The following is a 21527-nucleotide window of genomic DNA, read 5'->3' as shown; positions in this document are numbered from 1 at the left end:
GGTCTGTCATCATGAGCGCACTCGATGCGGAAATCGTTGGTGAGCGGCTTGGGCTGACGGCTGGCCTGCTCGAATGGCTGCGCGCACGGCCGTTGCCGGCAGGATCGCCAAGCCCGGTGCTGCCGGACGACGAAACCGTCTGCTCTTACCTCGCGGCGCTCGCGGTTGAAGTGGAAGCGTGGTCGGAGATCCTGACGACCCGACCAGACCCGGCGAGCAGCCCAGAGCTATGGTGGGCCCTCGAGAGGGTTTACCACGATCTGGTCAGCAATCTCGGCAACGGGGCGGCCTTTGCCGGATGGCCGAATCTGCCCGTCGACGGCACCGCGCCGGTACGACATCTCTACATATGGACGTTTCTGGCGGCGGTGCCGGACGTACGGCAATACCATGCCGGGCATGGCATCCCCGATGAGATCAGCTGGGCGACCTTGCGTTCACTCGGTCAAGCGGTCACCGACTCGCGGGCGAGCGGGCTGCTGTTCGCACTGTGGGTGCAGCCGTTGGCGTTCCGCGGTGTGCACTACCGCATCGGCCGGCTTGCCTATGACCTCGGTGGGACCAAGGTCCCTCATCTTGATGGTGCCGATCTCGCCGTGCACATCGGCGCCGGTCAACCGCTTGAACCTCACGACTGTGACCAATCGTTTGCGCAAGCCGCCGCCTTCTTTCGCCGGCATTTCCCCCGGCGACCGGTGCGGCGTTTCACCTGCCACTCGTGGCTGCTTGACGATCAACTTGCCGATTACCTTCCCGAGGGGTCGAACATCCTGCAGTTCCAGCGCCGCTTCCAACTGCTCCCTCTTGACGAGGAACGAGAAGAGCGCGCCGATAACGTGATCCTTGAGTACGTCTTCGAGCGGATGCACACGGACCCGCTAATACCGGACGAGGTGCTCGAGGATCTGCCGCAGACGACTAGCTTGCAAAGGGCGTTCGTCACCCATTTGCGCAGCGGCAGGCATTGGTACTCCCGCACCGGCTGGTTCCCTGCGTCCGCCATCCGTTGATTCGGGGCAGGGGTGATTGCTTCGCAAGGCGAATGATGGACCGAACCTCCCGGCCGGTCGGCATCCGGGATGTCCGATGCTTGGCGGCGGTCGGTGGCCGTGCAGCTCGGAAGATTAAGCTCGGGCGCGTCGGTTCATGTCGGGCGGCCACGGCCGATGATTTCGACGACGGTGCCGTCAGGCAGATGAAAGTGCTGCCACGAGATACCGGCCTCGTGTTGGGATTCGCCGATGAAGGCGAAGCCTGCCGCCTGCATCTTTTGCTTGGTCGCATCGAAGTCGGGCACCTCGAAGCCGACGACTGGCCCGGTGCGAAAGAAGGCGTGGAAAGTGTCTTCGGGCCCGTAGAGCTCAAAGCGCGTGCCGTCGCCGAGCCTGAACTCGGTGAGCTGAGGCTCCTCGCGTACCGGCTCGAGGCCCAGCAGGTCGCGAAAGAGCGCGGTGTGCTCCTGTAATTTATCGGTGCGCATGCCGACGAAGCGGACTGCCTTGATGGTCATCTTCACCCTCCGCATCAGCGCGGCACGTGCTTTAGCACGGCCTGCCAAACCTGTCGTTGATCGGCGTCTTGCCCGAACCTAGCTCGCCTCGACCCCGCGCATCTCGCCGGGCAGGGTTTCCCAGGCTCGGATCAGGTCGCCGATGGACGCGGCTTGCATTTTGCGCATGACGTTGCTGCGATGGAGCTTGACCGTCACTTCGCTGATGCCGAGGTCGTAGGCGATCTGCTTGTTGAGGCGCCCGCGTGCCACCTGCTGCAGAACCTCGCGCTCACGGGGCGTCAATGTTTCGAGGCGGTCGACATTGCGCTTAACGACGACGGCTTCCGCCCGCCGCGCGGCATCCATGGCAATCCCCGCGATGACTGCATCGAGCAGCGTCTGGTCGCGCACCGGCTTGGTCAGGAAATCGACGGCACCGGCCTTCATCGCCTGGACGGTCATTGGAATGTCGCCATGCCCGGTGAGGAAAATGATCGGCTTGGGCTTGCCGCTGCGCGCCAACTGCTGCTGCAGATCGAGACCGCTCGCGCCGGGCATGCGCACATCGAGGATCAGGCACCCGGGGCTGTCGAGGATGTCGGCCTCGAGCAGCTCGCGGGTCGAGGCGAAGTCGACCGGCTGGAAGCCCGCGGACAGGATCAGTTCGGCGAGCGCCTCGCGCATCGACGCATCGTCGTCGACGATGAGGACGAGCGGTTGCCCGCCTTCACCGGTCCTTGGCTGTGACAGTGGCGCGGATCTGTGCGCGAACGGCTGGTCAATTCTCATGATTACCCTCCATCTTATCGCGTTCCCAATTCCGATTTGCCCAGGGCGTCGCCCACGGCCGCAAGCAGGGCCTGGGCATCGAAAGGCTTGCGGAAGAATCCGCTAATGCCCCGGGCGCGGCCCTGGTCGGCGAGCTCGTGACGGCCGGTGATCAGGAATACCGGCAGGTCGGGGCGCGCTTTCATCACCAGGTCGCGAAGCTCGAAGCCGTCCACGCCGGGCATGCCGATGTCGGTGATGAGGAGATCGAGCCCACCCAGCCCGGCAACGAGCAGCGCGCGCGCCGACGGGAAGCTGCGCGCCGCATAGCCGGCCGATTCCAGCAGGTCCTCCAGCGACTCGAGGAGCCTCGGATCGTCATCGACAACCGCCACGACAGGTCTTTTCTCACCCACGCTCAACTCCCTCCCGCCCGACGCGAGTGCGTGACCGGTATCTCCAGTCGCTCGGCCATGCGCACGAGATCGGCGAGCGACGCCGCTGCCATTTTGTGCATCACGTTCCTTCTATGGATCTGCAGCGTGACCTCGCTGATGCCGAGCTCAGCGGCGGCCTGTTTGTTGAGAAGTCCGCTTACGACGAGCGGCAGCACCTCGCGCTCGCGGGGCGTGAGCTCGAGATAGCGTTGCCTCAATTTGCCGAGGTCGGCCCGTTCGGCTCTTTTTCTACGATCCTCGCCGATCGCCGCGTCGATCGCGGCCATGAGATCGGCGTCGCTGAAGGGCTTGGCGAGGAAGTCCACGGCGCCGTGTTTGATCGCGCGCACCGAGGAGGGGATATCGCCATGCCCGGTTATGAAAACGATCGGCGGATGATCGCCGGCCGCGATCTGCCGTTGCAGGTCGAGGCCGTTGATGTCGGGCAGTTCGACATCGAGGATGAGGCAGGACGGGATGTCGGGCTTGTCGGCGCGGATATAGTCGCCGGCTGATCCGAACGTGACGGCGTCAATGCCGTGCGATGCGAGGAGCTCGCCGAGCGCCTCGCGGATGCGCTCGTCGTCATCGACGATGAAGACGATCCGGTCATGCCCCGTCATGGCGCAGCCTTCGCTTGGATCGGCAGGGTGAAGACGAACACTGCTCCCTGCGGCTCGTTGTTTTCCGCCCATAGCCGTCCGCCGTGCGACTCGACGATCGAACGGCAGATGGCTAGCCCCATGCCCATGCCATGGCCTTTGGTGGTAAAGAACGGCTCAAAAATCCTGTCGGGGAAGGCGATGCCCGAGCCGTGGTCGCTGATGCGGGTCTCGATCACTTCGCCCGCCCGGCGCACGCGCATGGCAAGAACCCGATCGCCGATAACTGCACTCGTCGCCTCCATGCCGTTGCGCATCAGATTGATCAGGACCTGCTGGATCTGGATGCGATCGATCGCCACCGGCGGCAGGCCGTCCTCGATGCCGACATCGAGGCGGATGGACCGCCGCGTGGCCTCCTCGGCGATAAGGCTGCGCGCTTCGGCGACGACGCTGGCAAGCATGGTGCCGGTCCTGGTCTCGACGGATTGCCGGAACAGGGCGCGGATGCGGCTGACGACGTCGGCGGCGGCGTTGGCGTCTCGGATGATGCGCTCGACGGTTCTCTGCGCCCGCTCGAGATTGGGTGGATCGGCGGTCAGCCAGCGCTCGCAGGCATGTGAGTTGGCAACGACCGCCGCCAAAGGCTGGTTGACCTCATGCGCGATGGATGCCGAGAGCTCTGCAAGGCTCGCCGCCTGCGAGGCGATCGCGAGCCTTTCCTGCGTGCGGCGCAGTTCCTCCTGGGTGCGCACTTCGTCGTCGACGTCGAAGCTCACGCCATACCACTGCACAATCTGCCCATCGGCATCGCGCAGCGGTTCGGCGCGGCCGTTGATCCAGCGATAGATGCCGTCGGCGCGCCGCTGCCGGTACTTCATTGAAAAGGTCTCGCCCGTCCCGAACGAGTGAACGAGGGCGCGCCCGACCGAAGGCGCATCGTCGGGATGGACGGAGCTCTGGATGGCCACCTGCAGGCGGCTCGAGTCGGGCATGTCGAGATCACTCAAGGTCAGGCCCACATATTCGGCGAGGCGCCTGTTGAGGTAGGAAGGTTCCCCTTGCGCCGTCGCCGCCCAGATCTGGGTCGGCAGGGCGTCGACGAGCCGTCTCAACTGCTCCTCGCTCTCCCGGATCGCTTCTTCGGCACGCAGTTGATCTTCTATGTCGTTGGCAAGGCCATACCACTGCAGGATGCGTCCGTTCTCATCGCGCATCGGTTCTGCGCGCACCTCCATCCAGCGATAGATGCCGTCGGCGCGGCGCAGGCGGTATCTCAAGGCGTAGTTCTCGCCGGTCGCGAGGGAATGGTTGAGCGCGTGGCTCACCCTGGCTGCGTCGTCGGGGTGAACGACTGTCTCGATGGCGGCCGCCAACGGGCTCACGCCGGGCTTTTCGTACTCCGCCACGTCAAGGCCCAGGAAATCGATCAGGCGTTTGTTGAAGAAGGTCGGTTCTCCGGAGGGCGCCAGGCGCCAGATGGGGATCGGGACCATGTTGACAAGGTGCGAGAACTCGCGCTCGCGGTCGCGTAGCGCCTGCTGTGCCGCCATCTGGTCGTCGATGTCGACATTGACGCCGAACCACTGGGTGATGGCGCCGGACTCGTCGCGTAACGGCTCCGCACGCGAATCCACCCAGCGATAGACGCCGTCCGCACGACGCACGCGCCACCTCATCGAAAAAGTTTCGCCGGTGACGAGGGAGTGACCAATCGTCTCCGCTATGACCGGTGCATCCTCGGGGTGGGCGGAAGTCAGGATAGCACCCGCCAGCCGGTTCATGCCGGGCTGGTCGTAGTCTTCTACGTCAAGACCGAGAAAATCGCCGAGGCGCTTGTTGATGAAGGTCGGCTCGCCCTCGGCCGTCAGGCGCCAAACGTGGCTCGGGACCATGTTGACGAGTTGCGAGAGCTCCCGCTCGCGTTCGCGCAGCGCCTGCTGCGCGCGCACCTCATCGTCGATGTCGAGAGAAACGCCATACCATTCCGCGATCGATCCGTCCTCATCGCGCCGTGCCTCTACCCTGCACTCGGCCCAGCGATAGACGCCGTCCTTTTCGCGCCAGCGAAACCGCATCGCCGCGCCGTTCCCGGTCGCGAAACACTCCTCAAGCGCGCGCTGCACCTCGGCAGTGTCGTCGGGATGAACGAGTTCCTGCAGCAACTGCGCGATGCCCGGCTTATCGAGCCGGTCGAATCCGTCGAGGACAGCGCGAAAATGGTCCTGGTATCGCTTGTTGAAATAGACCGGTCCACCCGCGGGCGTGGCGCTCCAGATGCGGACCGGCACCGCATCGATCATCTGCTGGAGTTGCTGCTCGCTGCGCCGCAACGCCTCGACATTCTGACGCAAGGTGAGCATTGCCAGCTGGTGCTGGCGGGATATGGCGGCAACGACGAGCGCGGAAAATGCCGAGATGGCCAGAAAGAGCTGCAGCATGACCTGCCTGTCCCTCTGGGACTCGGGGTCTCCGGCGAACTGGCTATCGCCGGATATGGTGAACACAGCCGTGATCAGCGCGAGGAGTAGCAAGCTGACGGCCGCGCCTTTGAACTCGAAGCGCACCGCGGTCCAAAGGAGCGGCGGCATGATCATGTAGGCGAACGGCAGATAACCGCTGAGGGAAAGGGCGGCGACACCAAGGAAGATCAGCGCCAGGACGGCGGCCTCCATCCATCGCGCGGTCGAGAGCTGCTCACCGCGCCAGTTTTGGACGACCACCAGCGCCAATGGCGCGACGATCAGAATGCCGGTTGCGTCTCCGATCCACCACAGAGGCCAGGCCTCCGCAAACGTCTGCGACTGTATGGCGAACCATTGAAGTGTCGCGCTTCCCGCCGTCGCGCTGACGACCGGCGCAACTCCGGCGGCCAGCACGACGAAGGCCAGAACATCCTGCAGGGTTTCCAGCCGGACCGACGCCCTGGAGGCCCTGGTCACGAGCCAGGCGCCGGTCATTGCTCCAAGCGCATTGCCGACATAGATGAGGAAGGCTGCGGGCAGCGGACTGTGGAACCACACGAAATTGCTGAAGAGTTCAGCGAGACACCCACCGAGCACCCACCACAGCCAGCTCTGCCTTGGGGCAAGGACGAGAGTCGCGATGAAAAGCCCGCCAGGCGGCCAGATGGAAATACCTGTTCCAGGTACGATCGCGAGCGACTGCGCGAATCCGCAGCCCAGGACATAGGCTGCAATGAAGAGCCCCAGATGCAGGAATTTGGGGCGGTGCGACCAGACGCGCATCATCGGCGGCTCCCATCGGCGCTTGCTGAGGCATTTATCTTATATCTACGCCGATAAACTCACGCCCCTACCCTAGTCGGGCAGTGCCTTGGCCGCATCTTATGGAAATCCATGCATAGCCCACGGCAGATGAGGAGAGAGAGCCGGACAGGTAAGACGCTCGCCTGCCGTTTCGTTGGCTGCAGAGAGAAACCGGAAAAACCCCTGCATTCGTCATCCCTGTCTCGTCCGGTTGACACGGCTCGTGGCCGAAACTCGCCACCTTCCAGCAAGAACGCATCTCACCGGTGACAGCGGTTGGCCTAACTGAAAGGTCAAATTGGCAATCCCTAGGTATAGTTCCGCACGCGCAACCCGCGGGACACAGTGGATCAGTCCACTGAGGATTGATGCCATGAAGCTCTATTATACTCCGCTCGCCTGCAGTCTTGCCGATCACATTGCTCTCATCGAGGTCGGTGTCGATTTCGAGCGGGAGCGGGTCGATCTCAAGACCAAGCGCACGGCCTCGGGTGGTGACCTCGGCGCAATCTCGCGGAAGGGCTATGTGCCGGTACTTGTCCTCGACGACGGTGAGACCTTGACCGAAAACACCGCGGTCCTCGACTGGATCGCGTGGCAGTACCCGGCGCTCGGTGTTGCCGGCCCCTTGGGCCGGACGCGGGTCATCGAGGCGTTGACCTACATCTCGACCGAAGTCCATCGCAGCTTCAAGCCGTTCTGGCACAGCGGCACGGACGCCGAGAAGGCGAGAGCGGCCAAGGCGATCACCCGCCAACTGCAGCTCCTTTCCGATAGCCTTGCGAGCGATTATCTCTTCGGCGACATGCCAAGTGTTGCCGATTTCTACCTCTTCGTGATGCTGCTGTGGGCGGAGCGGTTTGGCGTACCCATTCCCGCGCTGCTCCAGGCTCTGCGCGAGCGTATAGCGGCGCGTCCGGCGGTGGAAGCGGCGATGCGCCATGAAGGGCTGATCTAAAGACAACCGCCGAAATGGAAGAGCCGGCCGCGATGGGCGGCCGGCTCTCTCGATGCTTGAATCCGGCTCATTGCGCCGAGGCGACTTCCTCGATGATCGCGGCCTCCTGGATGATCGCGGCCACCTCGTCCGGATGCGAGATCATCAGCGCGTGCGAACCGCCTGGGATCTCGACGGCCTTCACGACGCCCGCGCGGTCGGCCATGAAGCTCTGGACAGCGGCCGGGATGTTGAGGTCGTCCGAGCCGTAGATGGTGAAGGCAGGCACCGCCTTCCATGTGGCAACAGTGGTCAACTCGGAGAGAGCTGCCTGCGTCACCGGGCGCTGCGTTGCCGCCATCAGAGCGGCGACGTCCTTGGGAATATCCGCGGCGAACTGCGCGTGGAACTTGGCCGGCTGTATGTAGAGGTCCACACCGCCATTGGCCAGGGCCACAGGCTGAAGCGCGTCGCCCAGCGTGCTGCCGGGGAACTTGGTCGAGAGGGTGAAGGCGGACTCGCCCGCCTCGGGAATGAAGCCGGCGACATAGACGAGCGCCTTGACGTTATCATTGCCGTTGGCGGCCTCGGTGATCAGGAGACCACCATAGGAATGACCGACCAGCACGACCTCGCCCGGGATGCTCTTGAGGACGGCGGAAACCGAGGCGGCGTCGCCGCCGAGGCTGCGCAGCGGATTGGCGGCGGCGATGGTGGAATAGCCGTCGCGGTTGAGTTGGGAAATGACGCCGTTCCAGCCCGACGAATCCGCGAAGGCACCGTGGACGAAAACGACCGTCGGCTTGGCCGGCTCCTGCGCCGAGGTGCCGGCAGACACGCCGAGTGTCGCGGCAAGAGCGATGGCTCCGAGAGCTTTCTGCATTTCATGTTCTCCAGATCGGCCGGGATGGCCGCCTTCGAACAATGGCGCCCGCAGCGGACGAAACCACTGTGCGCGGGCCGAGGCGGAGTTCGTCGGAAGGCGAGGTGGGTGCAACGCCTTGAGGCCGGAACGCCCGCCTGCCGCCTAGGCGGGTAAACCTTGGGGTGTGGAAGACCTCGCCCTAAGGCCGATGGCCGAGGTGGGTGGGAAATCGCCTGATGCCGGTGCGGCAGCCATGATGCTCGCCGGCAAGCCAAGCTGCCGGCACTCCCATGCGCCGCTCCTTAGTCAACCAACTCCAACAGGAGCCGAAATGAACAAGCCAATGTCCATGAGCCCCAGGCTCGAGCCGACCGCACACGCCTTTGTTGAAAGTCTTGCCGGGTCGCAGCCCATCCAGACCCTCAGTCCCGTCGATGCACGGGCGGTGCTCTCCGGAGCGCAAAAATCGGCTGAGGTGAAGCTCGCCGATGTCACCGTCAAGGACGTCACCCTGCCGCTGGGTCCGACCGGGGAGACCAGGATCCGCGTGCTGCGGCCGGCCGGCGCCACCAGCGCCCTGCCGGTCATCGTCTACATGCATGGCGGCGGCTGGGTACTCGGCGACCGCGAGACCCACGACCGGCTGATCCGCGAACTCGCGGTCGGGGCGAACGCGGCACTGGTCTTCGTCGACTACGAACGCTCGCCGGAGGCCCGCTATCCGGTGGCTGTCGAGCAAGGTTATGCCGTTGCCAGGCACATTGCCGAGAACGCCGACAAGCTCAATGTCGACGGCAGCCGCCTGGTGATCGCCGGCGACAGCGTCGGCGGCAACATGGCCGCCGTGATCGCGCTCATGGCCAAGGAGCGCAAGGGTCCTGCGTTCAAGGCGCAGCTTCTATTCTATCCCGTCACCGACGCCTCGATGTCGAGCCCGTCCTATGAGGAGTTTGCGCAGGGCCCCTGGCTCACCAGGGAGGCGATGGCGTGGTACTGGGAGCAGTACATCCCCGATACAGACAAGCGCGCCGAGGTGCACGCCTCGCCCCTCAACGCGCTGGTCGAGGACCTTGCCGGGCTGCCGCAGACGCTCATCATCGTCGATGAGAACGACGTGCTGCGCGACGAAGGCGAAGCCTATGGCCGCAAGCTCGCGCAGGCGGGCGTGCGCGTGACCAGCGTGCGCTACAACGGCACCATCCACGACTTCGTCATGCTCAACGCTCTGGCCATGACGCCGGCGGTGCGCGGCGCCGTCGGCCAGGCGACCGGCTATCTGCGCTTCGTTTTCGCGGCGAGCTGACCGCCGCTGTCATCTCGCGGCGGGTCCCTTGTGATCCGCCGCGCCTTTGCCGGAGCTCAGGTGGCACCCCTCTGGATGAGGTCATGCGGCAGGTGCGCCACCTCGCCTCCGTCGCCCGTAGGAGGGAACGCCATGACACCCCAATATCCGCAGGCCAAACCCGAAATCATCCCGCCCGCCACACACGAGAGCGTCGTTGGTCTTGTCCATGACCTCGGCAACTATATCCAGATCGCCATGTCGGCCGTCAGCATCATGTCGCGCCACGCGGACGTCGCCGCTTCCGAGGGGCTCGGAGCGATCGTCGCGCACGCGGCCGATTCCCTCGAACGCGCCGGCGCGCTGGTGCGGGGGTCGAGCGACCCCGACGCCTTGCAGGCCGAGGAGGTGAACATCGATACATGCCTCACGCAGATGGGGCCGCTTCTGCGCTATGCGTGCGGCCCCAATATCCGCATCAAGCTCTATATCGGCCTCGTGCCGAAGATCCGATGCAGCCGCCTGGCCCTGCAGAATGCACTGCTGAACCTCGCGCTCAATGCGCGCGACGCCATGCCCGGCCGCGGGACACTGACCATCTCGGCCCTTTTAGCCGACGGCCCGGAAGCGCCGGAAGTCGAGCTTACCGTCAACGACACCGGTGTCGGCATGGCGCCCGAAATCCTCGAGCGCGTGTTGGAAGCGCATTTCACCACCAAGCCGGGCGACGGCCACGGCATGGGCCTGCCGGGCGTCAGGTGGTTCGTCGAGCGCTCGAACGGGCGCCTCTTCATCGAGAGCGCGCCGGGGGTCGGCACCTCCGTAGTCCTGCGCCTGCCGGTATCGACCTGACGATATCCGGGAGGCGGTGCCCGACTGCGACCGAGGTCGAAAGGCCCTAAACCAAAAGCATAGGTCCCCACGCCTCCGGGACGATGGCTGCGCAAGCCCCCGGTGTCCACAATCGCGACATCAACCAATCTACCGGACAAAGGAGTCTGTCATGAAAGTCGTGGTCATTGGCGGAAGCGGTCTCATCGGTTCCAAGCTCGTCGCCAGGTTGCGTCACGGCGGGCACGACGTTGTTGCCGCTTCGCCGTCCTCGGGCGTCAATACGGTCAGCGGCGACGGCCTGCCCGAAGCAATGGAGGAGGCCGAGGTGGTCGTCGACGTCGCAAACTCTCCCTCGTTCGACGACGCTGTCGCCTGGGACTTCTTCACGGCCTCGGGGCGCAACATCTTTGCGGCCGAGACCGCCGCCAGGGTCAGCCACCATATCGCGCTCTCGGTGGTAGGTACGGACCGGTTGCTCGACAGTGGCTATTTCCGCGCCAAGCTGCTGCAGGAAGACCTGGTGCGCAAGTCCGGCATTCCCTACACCATCCTGCGCTCCACGCAGTTCTTCGAGTTCATGGGCGGTATCGCCGGCTCGAACACCGAAGGGCAGGTGGTGCGGATGCCCCTGGCCCTGATCCAGCCGGTAGCGGCCGACGACGTGGCCGAAACGCTGGCCCAGATCTCGGTTCGCGCGCCGGTCAACGACATGGTGGAACTGGCAGGCCCGGAGCCTTTCCGGTTTACCGATATCGTCAGCCGGGTGCTGGCGGCAAACCATGACGAGCGATTGGTCATCGCCGATCCCGACGCCAGGTACTTCGGCGTCCCGATCGAGGAGCGCACGCTGATCCCGGGCGAGAACCCGCGCATCGCCCCCACCAGTCTCGAGGCCTGGCTGTCCCGAACGCAGTTCCGGGCCGCGTAGGGAGAAGGAGGGCGTGCCGTGATCATCGCGGACCTGATCGGGGCGACCAGAACGAGGTTCAGGGCTCTCAGCCACGCGAGCTCGGTGCAAGCGGCCGCCGACGCCTTCTCTGACGCCCGCCTCGGCCTCATCATCGTTTGCGATGCCGCCGACCGGGCCACGGGCGTCGTCAGCAAGTCGGATCTTGTCAGGCATCTGGCGAGGTCCGGCCGGACAGATATGCCGGTCACCGCCGTGATGACGAACTCGGTGCTTTCGGCATCGCCGTCAGACGACCTGCGCACAACATGGGAATTCATGGTGGCGCGGCGCCTGCAGAGCCTGCCCCTGCTCGATCCTGGCCGCCGGCCGCTGGGGACGCTCGACATCCGTGACGCCCTCGAGGCCATTCTCGCATTCGAGCAGGACCAGGAAGACCAGCTGGTCAACTACATCGCCGGCAAGGGCTACCGGTAAGGCGGTCGCAGGCGCCATCCATCAAGGAGACAATAGCGATGACCTTCGTGATCCATCGGAGCGGCTGCCGAGGGGCGATCACAATCGTCGCATCTCGCTTGGTCTTCAGCGTGAGGAACTGGCGGCGGAAGCCGGGATCACGCCGGAGCAATTGCGTCTCTATGAGACCATTTCTCCCGATGGCAAGTTCAGTCGCGCCATTGCCGAGCGGGTCGGCCGGGCACTCGAGCGACTGGAAGCAAGCCGCGTCCCGATCGTCGACAACGGGCCCGTCCCCGGCACCGCCTGACCGCGCATCTGCCGTCTGCCGAGCCGTGTAAGGGGTGGGCGACAGGGCCAGATTTCCATTCGATTCAGCCGGTGGAGTAGGATCGGATGTGACCTGATGGTCAGGTGCCGACGACGGGCAGGGACGGGCAGATGCGCGATGTCACTTTGATGCTGGCGGGGGATGTCATGACCGGCCGGGGCATTGACCAGATTCTCCAGCATCCCTCGTCGCCCGAGCTCTATGAACGCTACATGCGCTCGGCGCTCGGCTACGTGAAGCTCGCCGAAGACCGGAACGGCGCCATTCGTCGCGCGGTCCCGCCATCCTATGTCTGGGGCGACGCGCTGACAGCGCTGGCACAGCAAGCGCCGGACCTCATCATCATCAACCTCGAAACTGCGATCACAAGGTCGGCCGCGCCCGAGCCAAAGGGCATCAACTACCGCATGCATCCGGACAACATCGATTGTCTTTCTGCACTGCGGATCGATTGCTGCGTGCTCGCCAACAATCATGTTCTCGACTGGGGTGAGGTAGGGCTGAGCGACACGCTGCAAGCCCTCGGGACCGCCGGCATTCGATGGGTGGGGGCCGGCCGCGACGCAATCGAGGCCGCCGCCCCCGCCGTGTTGCCCGTCCATGCCGGGCAGAGGATTGTCCTCCACGCCTTCGCCTGTCCCTCCAGCGGCGTCGACCGGCATTGGCGAGCTGCAGCGGGCCGCATGGGCGTCAATTTCGTGGACGAGGACGACGAAGAGGCGATCGGTCTGGCCATCGAGCGCGTGTCCGCCTTCGGCAAGGCGGACGACATCGTCGTCTGCTCGATTCATTGGGGCCCCAACTGGGGATATGACATCGATTCACGGCATCGGCGCTTTGCGCGCGCCCTTATCGATGGCGGAGCGGACCTCGTCTTCGGCCATTCTTCACACCACCCCAAGGCGGCCGAGATCTATCGGAACCGGCTGGTGCTCTACGGGTGCGGCGATTTCCTCAATGACTATGAAAGCATCGGGCCGCACGACGGCGAGAGGTCCGATCTCGCCGTCATGTACCTGCCCCGGCTCAACGGTGTCGATGGAAAGCTGCTGGCCTTGCGCCTGGTGCCGTTCAAGATCGAAAAATTCCGACTCAAACGGTTGGACGCGGGCACGGCCGCAGAGTTGCATCGGCGCCTGCAGCACGAATACGGCCGCTTCGGCCTTTCCCTCGACATCGATGCCTTCGGAGCCATGGATCTCGCATTGTAAGGCAGGAGAACACGGTGAACGGGCCGCGCAAGGAAGGATGACAAGGCGGTTTCAGCCGCGACATCAAATTAAACCTAGCGAGTGCTCGGTTAGTTTGCTACGATCCCGTCGATGGAGCCGCAAGAGGGGCACGCAAGCCCACGCGGCAGAACCGTTGATGGAGGAGCCAATGACTATGAGTGTCGCCCGCGGTTGCGGACCTTTCCGTTCGAGCATGCTTGCCGCGGGTATCGCCGCAGTGCTTCTTGGCAGCACGGCTGCCGCCTGGGCGCAGGAGCGCGGCGGGATCCTGACGGTATCGCAGTCTGCCGACGCCCAGCCGATCAACATCCTGGCGCTGCGGGCCGGCAATGCGCCGTGGATCCGCAATGTGTTCGAGACCCTGACCCTTGTGGACCCGCAGACGTTCCAGCCCCAGCCTGTGCTCGCGCAATCCTGGACACTGGCAGAAGACGGGCTTTCCATGGACATCACGCTGCGCGACGACGTGACGTTCCATACCGGCCGGCCGATGACGGCCGAGGACGTCAAGTTCTCCTTCGAGACGGCCGCGACGCCCGAGAGCGCTTCGCAGGTCGGCTTTATTGCCCGTGAGTTCGAGAGCATCGAGGTGACGGGCGACCACAGTCTGACCATCGCTTTCAAGCGCCCGCTCAGCAACATCTTCGACTTCTTCGAGGAGACCTATATCATCGACAGGGAGACTTACGACCAGCGCGAGGACGGATCCCAGGTCGTCGGCACTGGCCCCTACATGTTCTCCGAATGGTCGCCGGGCGCCTCGATCATCCTCAAGCGCTACGAGAACTACCGCTCGACCGACACGGCCTGGTTCGACGAGATCGAGTTCGCCGTCATTCCCGATCCGACCGCGTCCATTGCGGCGTTGCGCAGCAACCGCACGCAGATCACCACGGGCCTGACCCCGCGCGACACGGTCGAATTCATACGCAATCCGCAGTTCAGCGTGCTTGAGACCGGCGGCACCATCTATCCGCTCGGCGTCAACGTCACGATCCCGCCGTTCGACGACAAGCTAGTGCGCCAGGCGATCGCCTATGCCGTCGACCGCGACCGCATCAATGACCAAGTGTTCCTCGGCACCGGCACCGTCACGGACCTCTTCTGGTCGCCGGCGGCGCCCGGCTATAGCGGGGAACTGGCCAATCACTATACATATGATCCGGACCGGGCTCGCGAGCTTATCGCGGAGGCCGGCGCCGAGGGCGCTGCGATCCCGATTATCGTTCCGGCCATTCCATCCCAGCGCAGCATTTTCGAAATCGTGCAGAACAATCTGCGCGAAGTCGGCCTCGTGCCGGAGGCCGTTGTGCTCGATGTCGCCGATTTTGACCAGCGACAGATTGCCGGCGATCTGGGCGCTGCATTCCTGCTATTGCACGGCCAGGTCGGCTTTAGTTCGCCGACGTTGCTGAGTTCGCTTCCCTCGCTGCGTCAAGGCAACCCTTCCGCGTTCTGGAACGACGATTATGTCGCCTTGCGCGAGGCCATGCTGGCGTCGGCCACGCCTGAGGCGCTCGGCGATGCGACCGCGGCGCTTAGCGAATACATGCTTGATGAGGCATTCAGCACCGTTCTGGTGCAAGCTCCCGGCCAGGCCGTGATGTCGTCCGGCCTTCAGGGCGTGGTGGCGACCGTCCGTGGTCAACTCGTTCTCGCGGGCTCGTACCTGGAGTAGCAGATGTTCGGTTTCCTTTTGAGGAAACTGCCGTCGGTGGCGATGGTGGCGTTCATCAGTTCCATCATCGCCTTCGTCCTACCGAGGTTGGCGCCGGGCGATCCGGCGCTGACCATTGCGGGATCGGACGCGACTCCAGAGCAACTGGCGGCGGTGCGTGAGCGGATGGGGCTCCTGAAGCCCCTCTACCAGCAGTATTTCGACTGGATCTTCGGCATGTTCCGCGGCGATCTGGGCGAATCCTTCATCATGCGCCGGCCGGTGGCGAGCGTCATCGGCAGCCGGCTCGAAAGCACGCTCGAGCTCGCGCTCCTGGCCATGCTGCTGATGATCATCATCGGCCTTGCTCTCGGTATTGCCGCCGGCTCCCCGCGCTCCAAGTGGGCGCGCGCAGTGCTCGACGCGATGACGACAGTGTTCCTCGCAACCCCCCCGTTCCTGACCGGGTTGCTGCTCATCCTCTTCCTCGGCATCTTCGTTCCGATCCTGCCCATCAGCGGCGAGGTCGGCTTTCTGGAGGATCCGCTGCTGGCGCTGCAGTATCTGATCCTGCCGGCCGTGGCGTTAGCCTTGCCGCAGGCGGCAATCGTTGCTCGCCTGTTGCAGACGGCGATGAATTCGGCGCGTGGCGAAGATTTCGTGGATCTCGCCAAGGCCAAGGGCGTGCCGCCGGGCCAGATCACCCGGCGCCATGTGCTGCGCAACTCACTGGGAACGGCCGTGGTTGCCCTGGGCCTGCGCGCAGGGGACCTGTTGGCTGGGGCCATCGTCATCGAAGCCATCTTTGCGCGCAACGGGCTTGGCAGCCTCGCCGTCTATTCGGTGCAGTCACGCGACTATGTCGTGCTGCAGGTGCTGATCCTGGGGGCGGTGGTCATAGCGGTGTTCATTCAGCTCTTTTCCGAAATCATCCTGGCCGCGCTCGATCCGCGCATCCGTCTCGAGGGTTGAGCGATGACTGAAATCTCGACCCCATCCCACAAGCGCTCTCGCCTCAACCCGACGCTGGCTCGCTATCTCCAGGCCTTCACCACGCCCAAGGGGCAGATCGCCCTGGCGCTGATCGTTCTGCTTGCGGGCGTCGCGCTGCTCGCGCCCGTCATCTATCCGCAAGGTCATGACCTGCAGACGCGGGATTCACTGCTGCCGGTGTCCTGGGCGCATCCCTTCGGCACGGATGAACTCGGCCGCGACATCCTGGTGCGCAGCATCTATGGCCTGCGCACGGACTTGGCCCTGGCGTCCGTTGCCGTGCCGATCAGCATGATCCTCGGCACATTCCTCGGCCTTTCCGGGGCGCTGTCGCCGCGCCTCGGCGTACTCGTGCAACGGGCGCTCGACATCATCGTGGGCTTCCCCGGTCTGATCCTCGCCATCTGCGTCGTCCTCGTGCTGGGGGCGGGGTGGACGGCGCTGCTGGTCGCCATCGTCGTCGGCGGGCTGCCAAGTTTCGGCCGGCTTGCCCGCGCGACCCTGTTGAGCCAGCAGCATCAGGAATATGTGATTGCCGCGCGCACGCTCGGGGTGGACAAGTGGCGGATCATGGTGCGGCACATCCTGCCCAACGCCATCGATCCGATCATCGTCCAGGGTGCGGTGTTCGTCGTTGCCGCGGTCTTTACTGAGGCGGCGCTGAGCATCGTCGGGCTCGGCCTGCAGCCTCCCGAGCCGTCGCTGGGCATCCTGCTCAATATCGGCATGCGCTACATCACCATCGCCCCGTTCTATATCCTAGGGCCCACCTTGATCCTGCTGCTTCTGGCGCTGGCCTTCAGCCTGCTTGCCGATGCGCTCAATCGCACGGTCAACCGCACATGATCGCTGTCATGGACGTTTTAACGCCGCCCGCCCAGCCCCTGCTCAAGGTCGAGCATCTGACGACCACGTTCGACGCCGGCAAGGTCAGCGTGAAGGCTGTCACGGACGTTTCCTTCGACGTCTTTCCCGGCCGGGTCGTCGGCATCGTCGGGGAGTCCGGGTCGGGCAAATCGGTCACCGCACGATCGATCATGGGCCTGCTGCGCGCACCCGGCAGGGTGCGCGAGGGGAGGGTCCTGCTCAACGGCCGCAACCTGATCGACTTGCCGGAAGGGGAGATGCGCAGGATCCGCGGCAAGCAGATCGCCATGGTGTTCCAGGATCCGCAGGCGGCGCTCAATCCGGTCATGCGGGTGGGCGACCAGATCGCCGAAGCGCTGATGGTGCATGGCGCCGATGCAGGGAGCGCGCGCGACCGCGCCAAGGCGCTGCTGGCGCAGGTCGGCATTCCCGATGTCGAGCGCACCATCGATCAGTATCCGCACGAATTCTCCGGCGGCATGCGGCAGCGCGTCGTCATCGCCATCGCCCTCGCCAACGATCCGGCCCTGCTGATCGCCGACGAGCCGACGACGGCGCTCGACGTGACCATCCAGGCGCAGATCCTGCGGCTTCTGGCCGACCTCGGTCGCGAGCTCAATGTGTCGATCATCATGATCACCCACGACATGGGCGTGGTGGCCGAGCTCTGCGACGATCTCATCGTCATGTATGGCGGCCGGGTGGTCGAGCAGGGCCCGGTACGCGATATCTTCGCCAATCCGCGCCACCCCTATACGGCGGCGCTCCTCAAGGCTGTGCCACGGCTCGATACCGCGGGCGACGACCCGCTGATCGCCATTCCCGGCGCACCGCCGGTGCCGCTCCGTCTGCCGCCGGGCTGCGCCTTCCATCCGCGCTGCAGCAACGCCGTCGACAAATGTCGCGTTGAGGTGCCTCCGCTCGCCCCTATGGGCGACGAGCGGCGCTCGGCATGCTGGGTCGCGATGGCAGGCGGCGATGTGGCGCCGGTTGCGGCCGAAGCCACGATGCGGGCGCGCCATGGGGAGCGGGAGCGGGAACCAGCATTGAGGATCGAGGGGCTGCGCACCAATGTGGCGCGCCCCGGCGGGTTCCTGCGCACGTCCGATCCGGTCTATGCCGTCGATGGCGTGTCGCTGGAGGTCTATCCGGGCGAGACGCTCGGCCTCGTCGGCGAATCCGGCTGCGGCAAGTCCACGCTCTCGCGCACCATCATGGGCATCAATGCCGTCAGCGAGGGCCGCATCAGCGTTGCCCGTCGCGACGTCACGGCGATGGAACCCGAGGATCGCCGGCAGGTCAGCACCACGATCCAATACATCTTCCAGGACCCCTTCGCCTCGCTCAATCCGCGCCGGACCATCGGCCAATCCATCACCGAAGCCCTCAACGTCGTCGGCATCACCGGGGCCGCGGCGGAAACCCGCATGGTCGAGCTGCTCGAACGCGTGGGTCTCAGTCAGGACTACGTCCCGCGCTACCCCTACGAGCTCTCGGGCGGCCAGCGCCAGCGCGTCGGCATCGCCCGCGCCCTCTCGGCCAATCCCCGGATCCTCATCTGCGACGAGCCGGTTTCGGCCCTGGACGTTTCGATCCAGGCGCAGATCATCTCGCTGCTCGAAGAGCTGCGCGACGATCTCGGCCTCGGCTACCTCTTCATTGCTCATGACCTCTCGGTCGTACGTCACATCAGCGACCGTGTGGCGGTGATGTATCTGGGGCGGATCGTCGAGATCGGCACCGCCGAGGAGGTCTACGGTAACCCGCAGCACCCCTATACGGTAGCGCTGCTGAGCTCGACGCCGGAGCCGAATCCGGATCGGTCGGTCGAGAACCGCACCATCCTGACCGGCGACATGCCCAGCCCCGCGCGTCCGCCCTCCGGATGCCGCTTCCGCACCCGCTGCCCGATCGGTCCCGCATTTCGTTCCGAGCGTGAAATCTGCAATACAACCTCTCCGGACCTCGTCGAAACGCCGAATGGACAGAAAGCCGCTTGCCATTTCGCTGGCGAGGCCGAACCAGGAAAGGCGTGACTGGGATGGAGCATCAGGTCCTCCCAGCAAGGGAGCAGGCCATGAACGAGACCTCGGACAAACGCGCCAGCCGCCGCAGCCCGCGCGGCGACGCGGCCCGCAAGGCTATTCTGGAATCGGCAACGCGGCTGTTTTCCGAGGGTGGCTTCAATTCGGCCAGCATTGCGGACATTGCTAGGGACGTGGGCATGACCCAGGCCGGCATGCTGCACCACTTTCCCTCGAAAGCCGCGCTGCTGCACGCCGTGCTGCTGGAGCGCGAAGCGCGCAACGAGCGCGACACGCAGGCGGAGCGCGAGAAGGGGCTCGATCCGCTGACCGTCTTTCTCCATACGCTGCGCAACAACGACCGCAATCCGCCGCTCGTACAGCTGATGACGGTGCTCTCGGCCGAGAGCATCCCTGCCAACCACCCTGCACATGAGTGGTTCGAGCAACGCTACGAGGACATCGTCACCTCAACCGTCGAGCATTTCAGTGCCATCGTCGACGAGGCGGCGCTACCGGACGGGCTGACCGTCGAGACGGTGGCGCGGTGGCTTATCGCGCTGGCCGACGGTCTGCGCGTGCAATGGCTCTACGACCAGTCCTCGGTCAGCCGGCAGCACTCCCTGGCGCAGTTCTACGACATGGTCATGCGGCCCATCCTCAGGGAGCCTTATCGCTCCTTCTCCTGGTTGCAGATGATCGAGGACGAGGCCGCCAAATGAGCGAAACCTGCTGCCCACCCGCCGCGCATTGACTATCCATTGGAGACGCATCGTTGAAAGCCATCGTTGTCATGTTCGACAGCCTCAACCGGAAATATCTGCCCGCCTATGGCGCGGACTGGACCGGGCTGCCGAATTTCCGGCGTCTCCAGGAAAGGACCGTCACCTTCGATACCTGCTATGGCGGATCGATGCCGTGCATGCCGGCGCGGCGCGAGATGCACACAGGGCGCTACAACTTCCTGCACCGGTCCTGGGGGCCGCTCGAGCCGTTCGACGACTCCGTGCCGGAGATGCTCAAGTTCAGCGGGGTGCACACGCATCTTGTCACCGACCACACCCATTACTGGGAAGACGGCGGCGCCACCTATCACACGCGCTTTTCGACCTTCGAGTTTTTCCGGGGCCAGGAGGGTGATCCGTGGAAAGGGCAAGTGGCCGAGCCCGAGATCCCCGAAACGCTGAGCTGGCGGGAGGGCCGCCTCTGGCGGCAGGATTGGGTCAACCGGCATCATCTCGACAGCGTCGACAAGCATCCGCAGACCCTGACCTTCGACGCCGGCATCGAGTTCATCGCCACCAACAAGGACACCGATCGCTGGCTGGTGCAGATCGAGACCTTCGATCCGCATGAGCCGTTCTTCAGCTATGACGAGCACAAGGCCCGCTATCCGCACGACTACAACGGGCCCCATTTCGACTGGCCCGACTACCGGCCGGTCATCGAGAGCGATAGCGCGGTGGCGCATGCGCGTATGGAGTACGCGGCACTTCTCAGCATGTGCGACGATTCCCTCGGCCGGGTGCTCGATGCGATGGACGAGCATGGCCTCTGGGACGACACCATGCTGATCGTCTGCACTGACCACGGTTTCCTCCTCGGCGAGCGCAACTGGTGGGGCAAGAACGTCCAGCCCTGGTACGAGCAGAACATCCACACCCCGCTGTTCGTGTGGGATCCGCGGACGCGCGTTGTCGGCAAACGGCGCAAGAGCCTGGTGCAGACGATCGACCTCGGTCCCACCCTGCTCGACTATTTCGGGCTGGCGCCGACGGCGGACATGCAGGGGCGGGCGCTGCGCGAGACCATTGCCGAGGATCGCCCGGTGCGCGAGGTGGGCCTTTTCGGGGTCTATGGCGGGCACGTTTCGGTGACGGATGGCCGCTACGTCTATATGCGCTGCTGCGCCGAAGCGGCCAATGGGCCGCTGGAGCAGTATACGCTGATGCCGACGCACATGGCCTGGCGCTTCACCCCGTCGGAACTGACGAATGCGGAGCTCAGTCCGCCGTTGCCCTTCACCAAAGGCGTGCCGGTGCTGTGTATGGCCGGCAGGGCAATGGGGACCCCCTATGTCTTTGGCACTCTGCTCTACGACCTGGCGAGCGACCCCGACCAGCTGACGCCCCTCAATGATCCGGCGCTCGAGCGGGTGATGGCGCAAAAGCTCGTCACCGCCATGCGGGCCAATCATGCACCTTCCAGCCAGTTCGAGCGCCTGGGCCTGCCCGAGGCCGGTCCTGTAGAGGACCGGCACCTGCTCATCGAACGGCAGTGGCCGCAGGTCGAGAGCTCCTATCGGCAGGAGCGGCGGACGGATACTGCCGCGGACTACGGAAGTGAGGTTTCACGACCGCTGAGGGAGATCGTCGGCGAGCCAGCCGGCCGCGAGGCCATCCGAACCTCATTGGGGTTCGAGCCCGATGCGGCCATGCTCGGCTATATCGGCCATCTCAATGCCTGGCAGCTCAGCGTGATGCTGCCCGGCATCTCGCCGGCGGCGCTGAGATCGCTCGATCAGGCGCTCTCCCATCGGTAGCGTCGGTCGAGGGGCGAGCCTTGAGAATCAAC

20 protein-coding genes are annotated in these 21527 nt (G+C 64.7%); 14 read left to right on the top strand and 6 right to left on the bottom strand.

The features are described 5' to 3' along the window. The first annotated feature begins 11 nt into the window (after positions 1-11). On the top strand, positions 12-1010 hold the full coding sequence (locus QQK18_RS21695; RefSeq protein WP_284342455.1) for an acyltransferase domain-containing protein: 999 nt from the start codon (positions 12-14) through the stop codon (positions 1008-1010). Positions 1011-1144: 134 nt separating this feature from the next. Here QQK18_RS21695 and QQK18_RS21690 read toward each other — a convergent pair whose 3' ends face one another. The 5 genes from QQK18_RS21690 to QQK18_RS21670 all read right to left on the bottom strand — a co-directional run bounded on the left by QQK18_RS21690 (position 1145) and on the right by QQK18_RS21670 (position 6550). Further along, positions 1145-1510, bottom strand: coding sequence for a VOC family protein (locus QQK18_RS21690; RefSeq protein WP_284342454.1), 366 nt, complete (start codon positions 1508-1510; stop codon positions 1145-1147). A 78-nt stretch (positions 1511-1588) separates the two neighbouring features. Then, entirely contained in the window at positions 1589-2281 is a 693-nt protein-coding gene (locus tag QQK18_RS21685; protein ID WP_284342453.1) for a response regulator transcription factor, read from the bottom strand. 14 nt (positions 2282-2295) lie between these two features. Further along, the gene (locus QQK18_RS21680) at positions 2296-2676 is read right to left on the bottom strand and encodes a response regulator (protein WP_284342452.1); all 381 of its coding nucleotides are present in this window, start codon (positions 2674-2676) and stop codon (positions 2296-2298) included. Between the two features lie 2 nt (positions 2677-2678). Next, entirely contained in the window at positions 2679-3320 is a 642-nt protein-coding gene (locus tag QQK18_RS21675; RefSeq protein WP_284342451.1) for a response regulator transcription factor, read from the bottom strand. After that, on the bottom strand, positions 3317-6550 hold the full coding sequence (locus tag QQK18_RS21670; protein ID WP_284342450.1) for an MASE1 domain-containing protein: 3234 nt from the start codon (positions 6548-6550) through the stop codon (positions 3317-3319). The genes QQK18_RS21675 and QQK18_RS21670 overlap by 4 nt, the downstream gene beginning before the upstream one ends. Positions 6551-6941: 391 nt before the next feature. Here QQK18_RS21670 and QQK18_RS21665 point away from each other — a divergent pair, with 391 nt between their 5' ends. After that, the gene (locus QQK18_RS21665) at positions 6942-7526 is read left to right on the top strand and encodes a glutathione binding-like protein (protein WP_284342449.1); all 585 of its coding nucleotides are present in this window, start codon (positions 6942-6944) and stop codon (positions 7524-7526) included. A 67-nt stretch (positions 7527-7593) separates the two neighbouring features. Here QQK18_RS21665 and QQK18_RS21660 read toward each other — a convergent pair whose 3' ends face one another. Next, positions 7594-8388, bottom strand: coding sequence for an alpha/beta fold hydrolase (locus tag QQK18_RS21660; RefSeq protein WP_284342448.1), 795 nt, complete (start codon positions 8386-8388; stop codon positions 7594-7596). 313 nt (positions 8389-8701) lie between these two features. Here QQK18_RS21660 and QQK18_RS21655 point away from each other — a divergent pair, with 313 nt between their 5' ends. From QQK18_RS21655 to QQK18_RS21600, 12 genes are all read left to right on the top strand, one after another. Continuing rightward, entirely contained in the window at positions 8702-9673 is a 972-nt protein-coding gene (locus tag QQK18_RS21655) for an alpha/beta hydrolase (RefSeq protein ID WP_284342447.1), read from the top strand. Positions 9674-9805: 132 nt separating this feature from the next. After that, on the top strand, positions 9806-10504 hold the full coding sequence (locus QQK18_RS21650) for a sensor histidine kinase (protein ID WP_284342446.1): 699 nt from the start codon (positions 9806-9808) through the stop codon (positions 10502-10504). A gap of 151 nt (positions 10505-10655) precedes the next feature. Beyond that, on the top strand, positions 10656-11414 hold the full coding sequence (locus QQK18_RS21645) for an SDR family oxidoreductase (protein ID WP_284342445.1): 759 nt from the start codon (positions 10656-10658) through the stop codon (positions 11412-11414). Positions 11415-11432: 18 nt separating this feature from the next. Further along, positions 11433-11870, top strand: coding sequence for a CBS domain-containing protein (locus QQK18_RS21640; RefSeq protein WP_284342444.1), 438 nt, complete (start codon positions 11433-11435; stop codon positions 11868-11870). Between the two features lie 151 nt (positions 11871-12021). After that, on the top strand, positions 12022-12159 hold the full coding sequence (locus QQK18_RS21635; RefSeq protein ID WP_284342443.1) for a hypothetical protein: 138 nt from the start codon (positions 12022-12024) through the stop codon (positions 12157-12159). Between the two features lie 131 nt (positions 12160-12290). Next, positions 12291-13391 carry a CapA family protein gene (locus QQK18_RS21630; protein WP_284342442.1) on the top strand — a complete coding sequence of 367 codons (1101 nt, stop codon included), beginning with the start codon at positions 12291-12293 and terminating at the stop codon, positions 13389-13391. A 169-nt stretch (positions 13392-13560) separates the two neighbouring features. Further along, positions 13561-15090 (top strand): ABC transporter substrate-binding protein, encoded by a 1530-nt coding sequence (locus QQK18_RS21625; RefSeq protein ID WP_284342441.1) that lies wholly within the window; start codon positions 13561-13563, stop codon positions 15088-15090. 3 nt (positions 15091-15093) lie between these two features. Continuing rightward, positions 15094-16041 carry an ABC transporter permease gene (locus QQK18_RS21620; RefSeq protein ID WP_284342440.1) on the top strand — a complete coding sequence of 316 codons (948 nt, stop codon included), beginning with the start codon at positions 15094-15096 and terminating at the stop codon, positions 16039-16041. 3 nt (positions 16042-16044) lie between these two features. Then, positions 16045-16908: an ABC transporter permease gene (locus tag QQK18_RS21615; RefSeq protein WP_284342439.1), complete on the top strand. Its 864-nt coding sequence runs from the start codon at positions 16045-16047 to the stop codon at positions 16906-16908. 8 nt (positions 16909-16916) lie between these two features. Further along, positions 16917-18965: a dipeptide ABC transporter ATP-binding protein gene (locus QQK18_RS21610; protein ID WP_284342438.1), complete on the top strand. Its 2049-nt coding sequence runs from the start codon at positions 16917-16919 to the stop codon at positions 18963-18965. Between the two features lie 41 nt (positions 18966-19006). After that, positions 19007-19675 carry a TetR/AcrR family transcriptional regulator gene (locus QQK18_RS21605; protein ID WP_284342437.1) on the top strand — a complete coding sequence of 223 codons (669 nt, stop codon included), beginning with the start codon at positions 19007-19009 and terminating at the stop codon, positions 19673-19675. 53 nt (positions 19676-19728) lie between these two features. Then, positions 19729-21495 (top strand): sulfatase family protein, encoded by a 1767-nt coding sequence (locus QQK18_RS21600; RefSeq protein ID WP_284342436.1) that lies wholly within the window; start codon positions 19729-19731, stop codon positions 21493-21495. Positions 21496-21527: the final 32 nt, after the last annotated feature.

Source organism: Devosia nitrariae, from assembly GCF_030160115.1.
GTDB classification, from domain to species: domain Bacteria; phylum Pseudomonadota; class Alphaproteobacteria; order Rhizobiales; family Devosiaceae; genus Devosia; species Devosia nitrariae.
This window is presented reverse-complemented; position numbering and strand designations above follow the sequence as displayed.

Excerpts from the sequence above, each read along its gene's own strand:
- QQK18_RS21695 (WP_284342455.1), top strand. The coding sequence starts at position 12 with ATGAGCGCACTCGATGCGGAAATCGTTGGTGAGCGGCTTGGGCTGACG.
- QQK18_RS21690 (WP_284342454.1), bottom strand. The coding sequence starts at position 1,510 with ATGACCATCAAGGCAGTCCGCTTCGTCGGCATGCGCACCGATAAATTA.
- QQK18_RS21685 (WP_284342453.1), bottom strand. The coding sequence starts at position 2,281 with ATGAGAATTGACCAGCCGTTCGCGCACAGATCCGCGCCACTGTCACAG.
- QQK18_RS21675 (WP_284342451.1), bottom strand. The coding sequence starts at position 3,320 with ATGACGGGGCATGACCGGATCGTCTTCATCGTCGATGACGACGAGCGC.
- QQK18_RS21670 (WP_284342450.1), bottom strand. The coding sequence starts at position 6,550 with ATGATGCGCGTCTGGTCGCACCGCCCCAAATTCCTGCATCTGGGGCTC.
- QQK18_RS21665 (WP_284342449.1), top strand. The coding sequence starts at position 6,942 with ATGAAGCTCTATTATACTCCGCTCGCCTGCAGTCTTGCCGATCACATT.
- QQK18_RS21660 (WP_284342448.1), bottom strand. The coding sequence starts at position 8,388 with ATGCAGAAAGCTCTCGGAGCCATCGCTCTTGCCGCGACACTCGGCGTG.
- QQK18_RS21655 (WP_284342447.1), top strand. The coding sequence starts at position 8,702 with ATGAACAAGCCAATGTCCATGAGCCCCAGGCTCGAGCCGACCGCACAC.
- QQK18_RS21650 (WP_284342446.1), top strand. The coding sequence starts at position 9,806 with ATGACACCCCAATATCCGCAGGCCAAACCCGAAATCATCCCGCCCGCC.
- QQK18_RS21645 (WP_284342445.1), top strand. The coding sequence starts at position 10,656 with ATGAAAGTCGTGGTCATTGGCGGAAGCGGTCTCATCGGTTCCAAGCTC.
- QQK18_RS21630 (WP_284342442.1), top strand. The coding sequence starts at position 12,291 with ATGCGCGATGTCACTTTGATGCTGGCGGGGGATGTCATGACCGGCCGG.
- QQK18_RS21625 (WP_284342441.1), top strand. The coding sequence starts at position 13,561 with ATGACTATGAGTGTCGCCCGCGGTTGCGGACCTTTCCGTTCGAGCATG.
- QQK18_RS21620 (WP_284342440.1), top strand. The coding sequence starts at position 15,094 with ATGTTCGGTTTCCTTTTGAGGAAACTGCCGTCGGTGGCGATGGTGGCG.
- QQK18_RS21615 (WP_284342439.1), top strand. The coding sequence starts at position 16,045 with ATGACTGAAATCTCGACCCCATCCCACAAGCGCTCTCGCCTCAACCCG.
- QQK18_RS21610 (WP_284342438.1), top strand. The coding sequence starts at position 16,917 with ATGGACGTTTTAACGCCGCCCGCCCAGCCCCTGCTCAAGGTCGAGCAT.
- QQK18_RS21605 (WP_284342437.1), top strand. The coding sequence starts at position 19,007 with ATGAACGAGACCTCGGACAAACGCGCCAGCCGCCGCAGCCCGCGCGGC.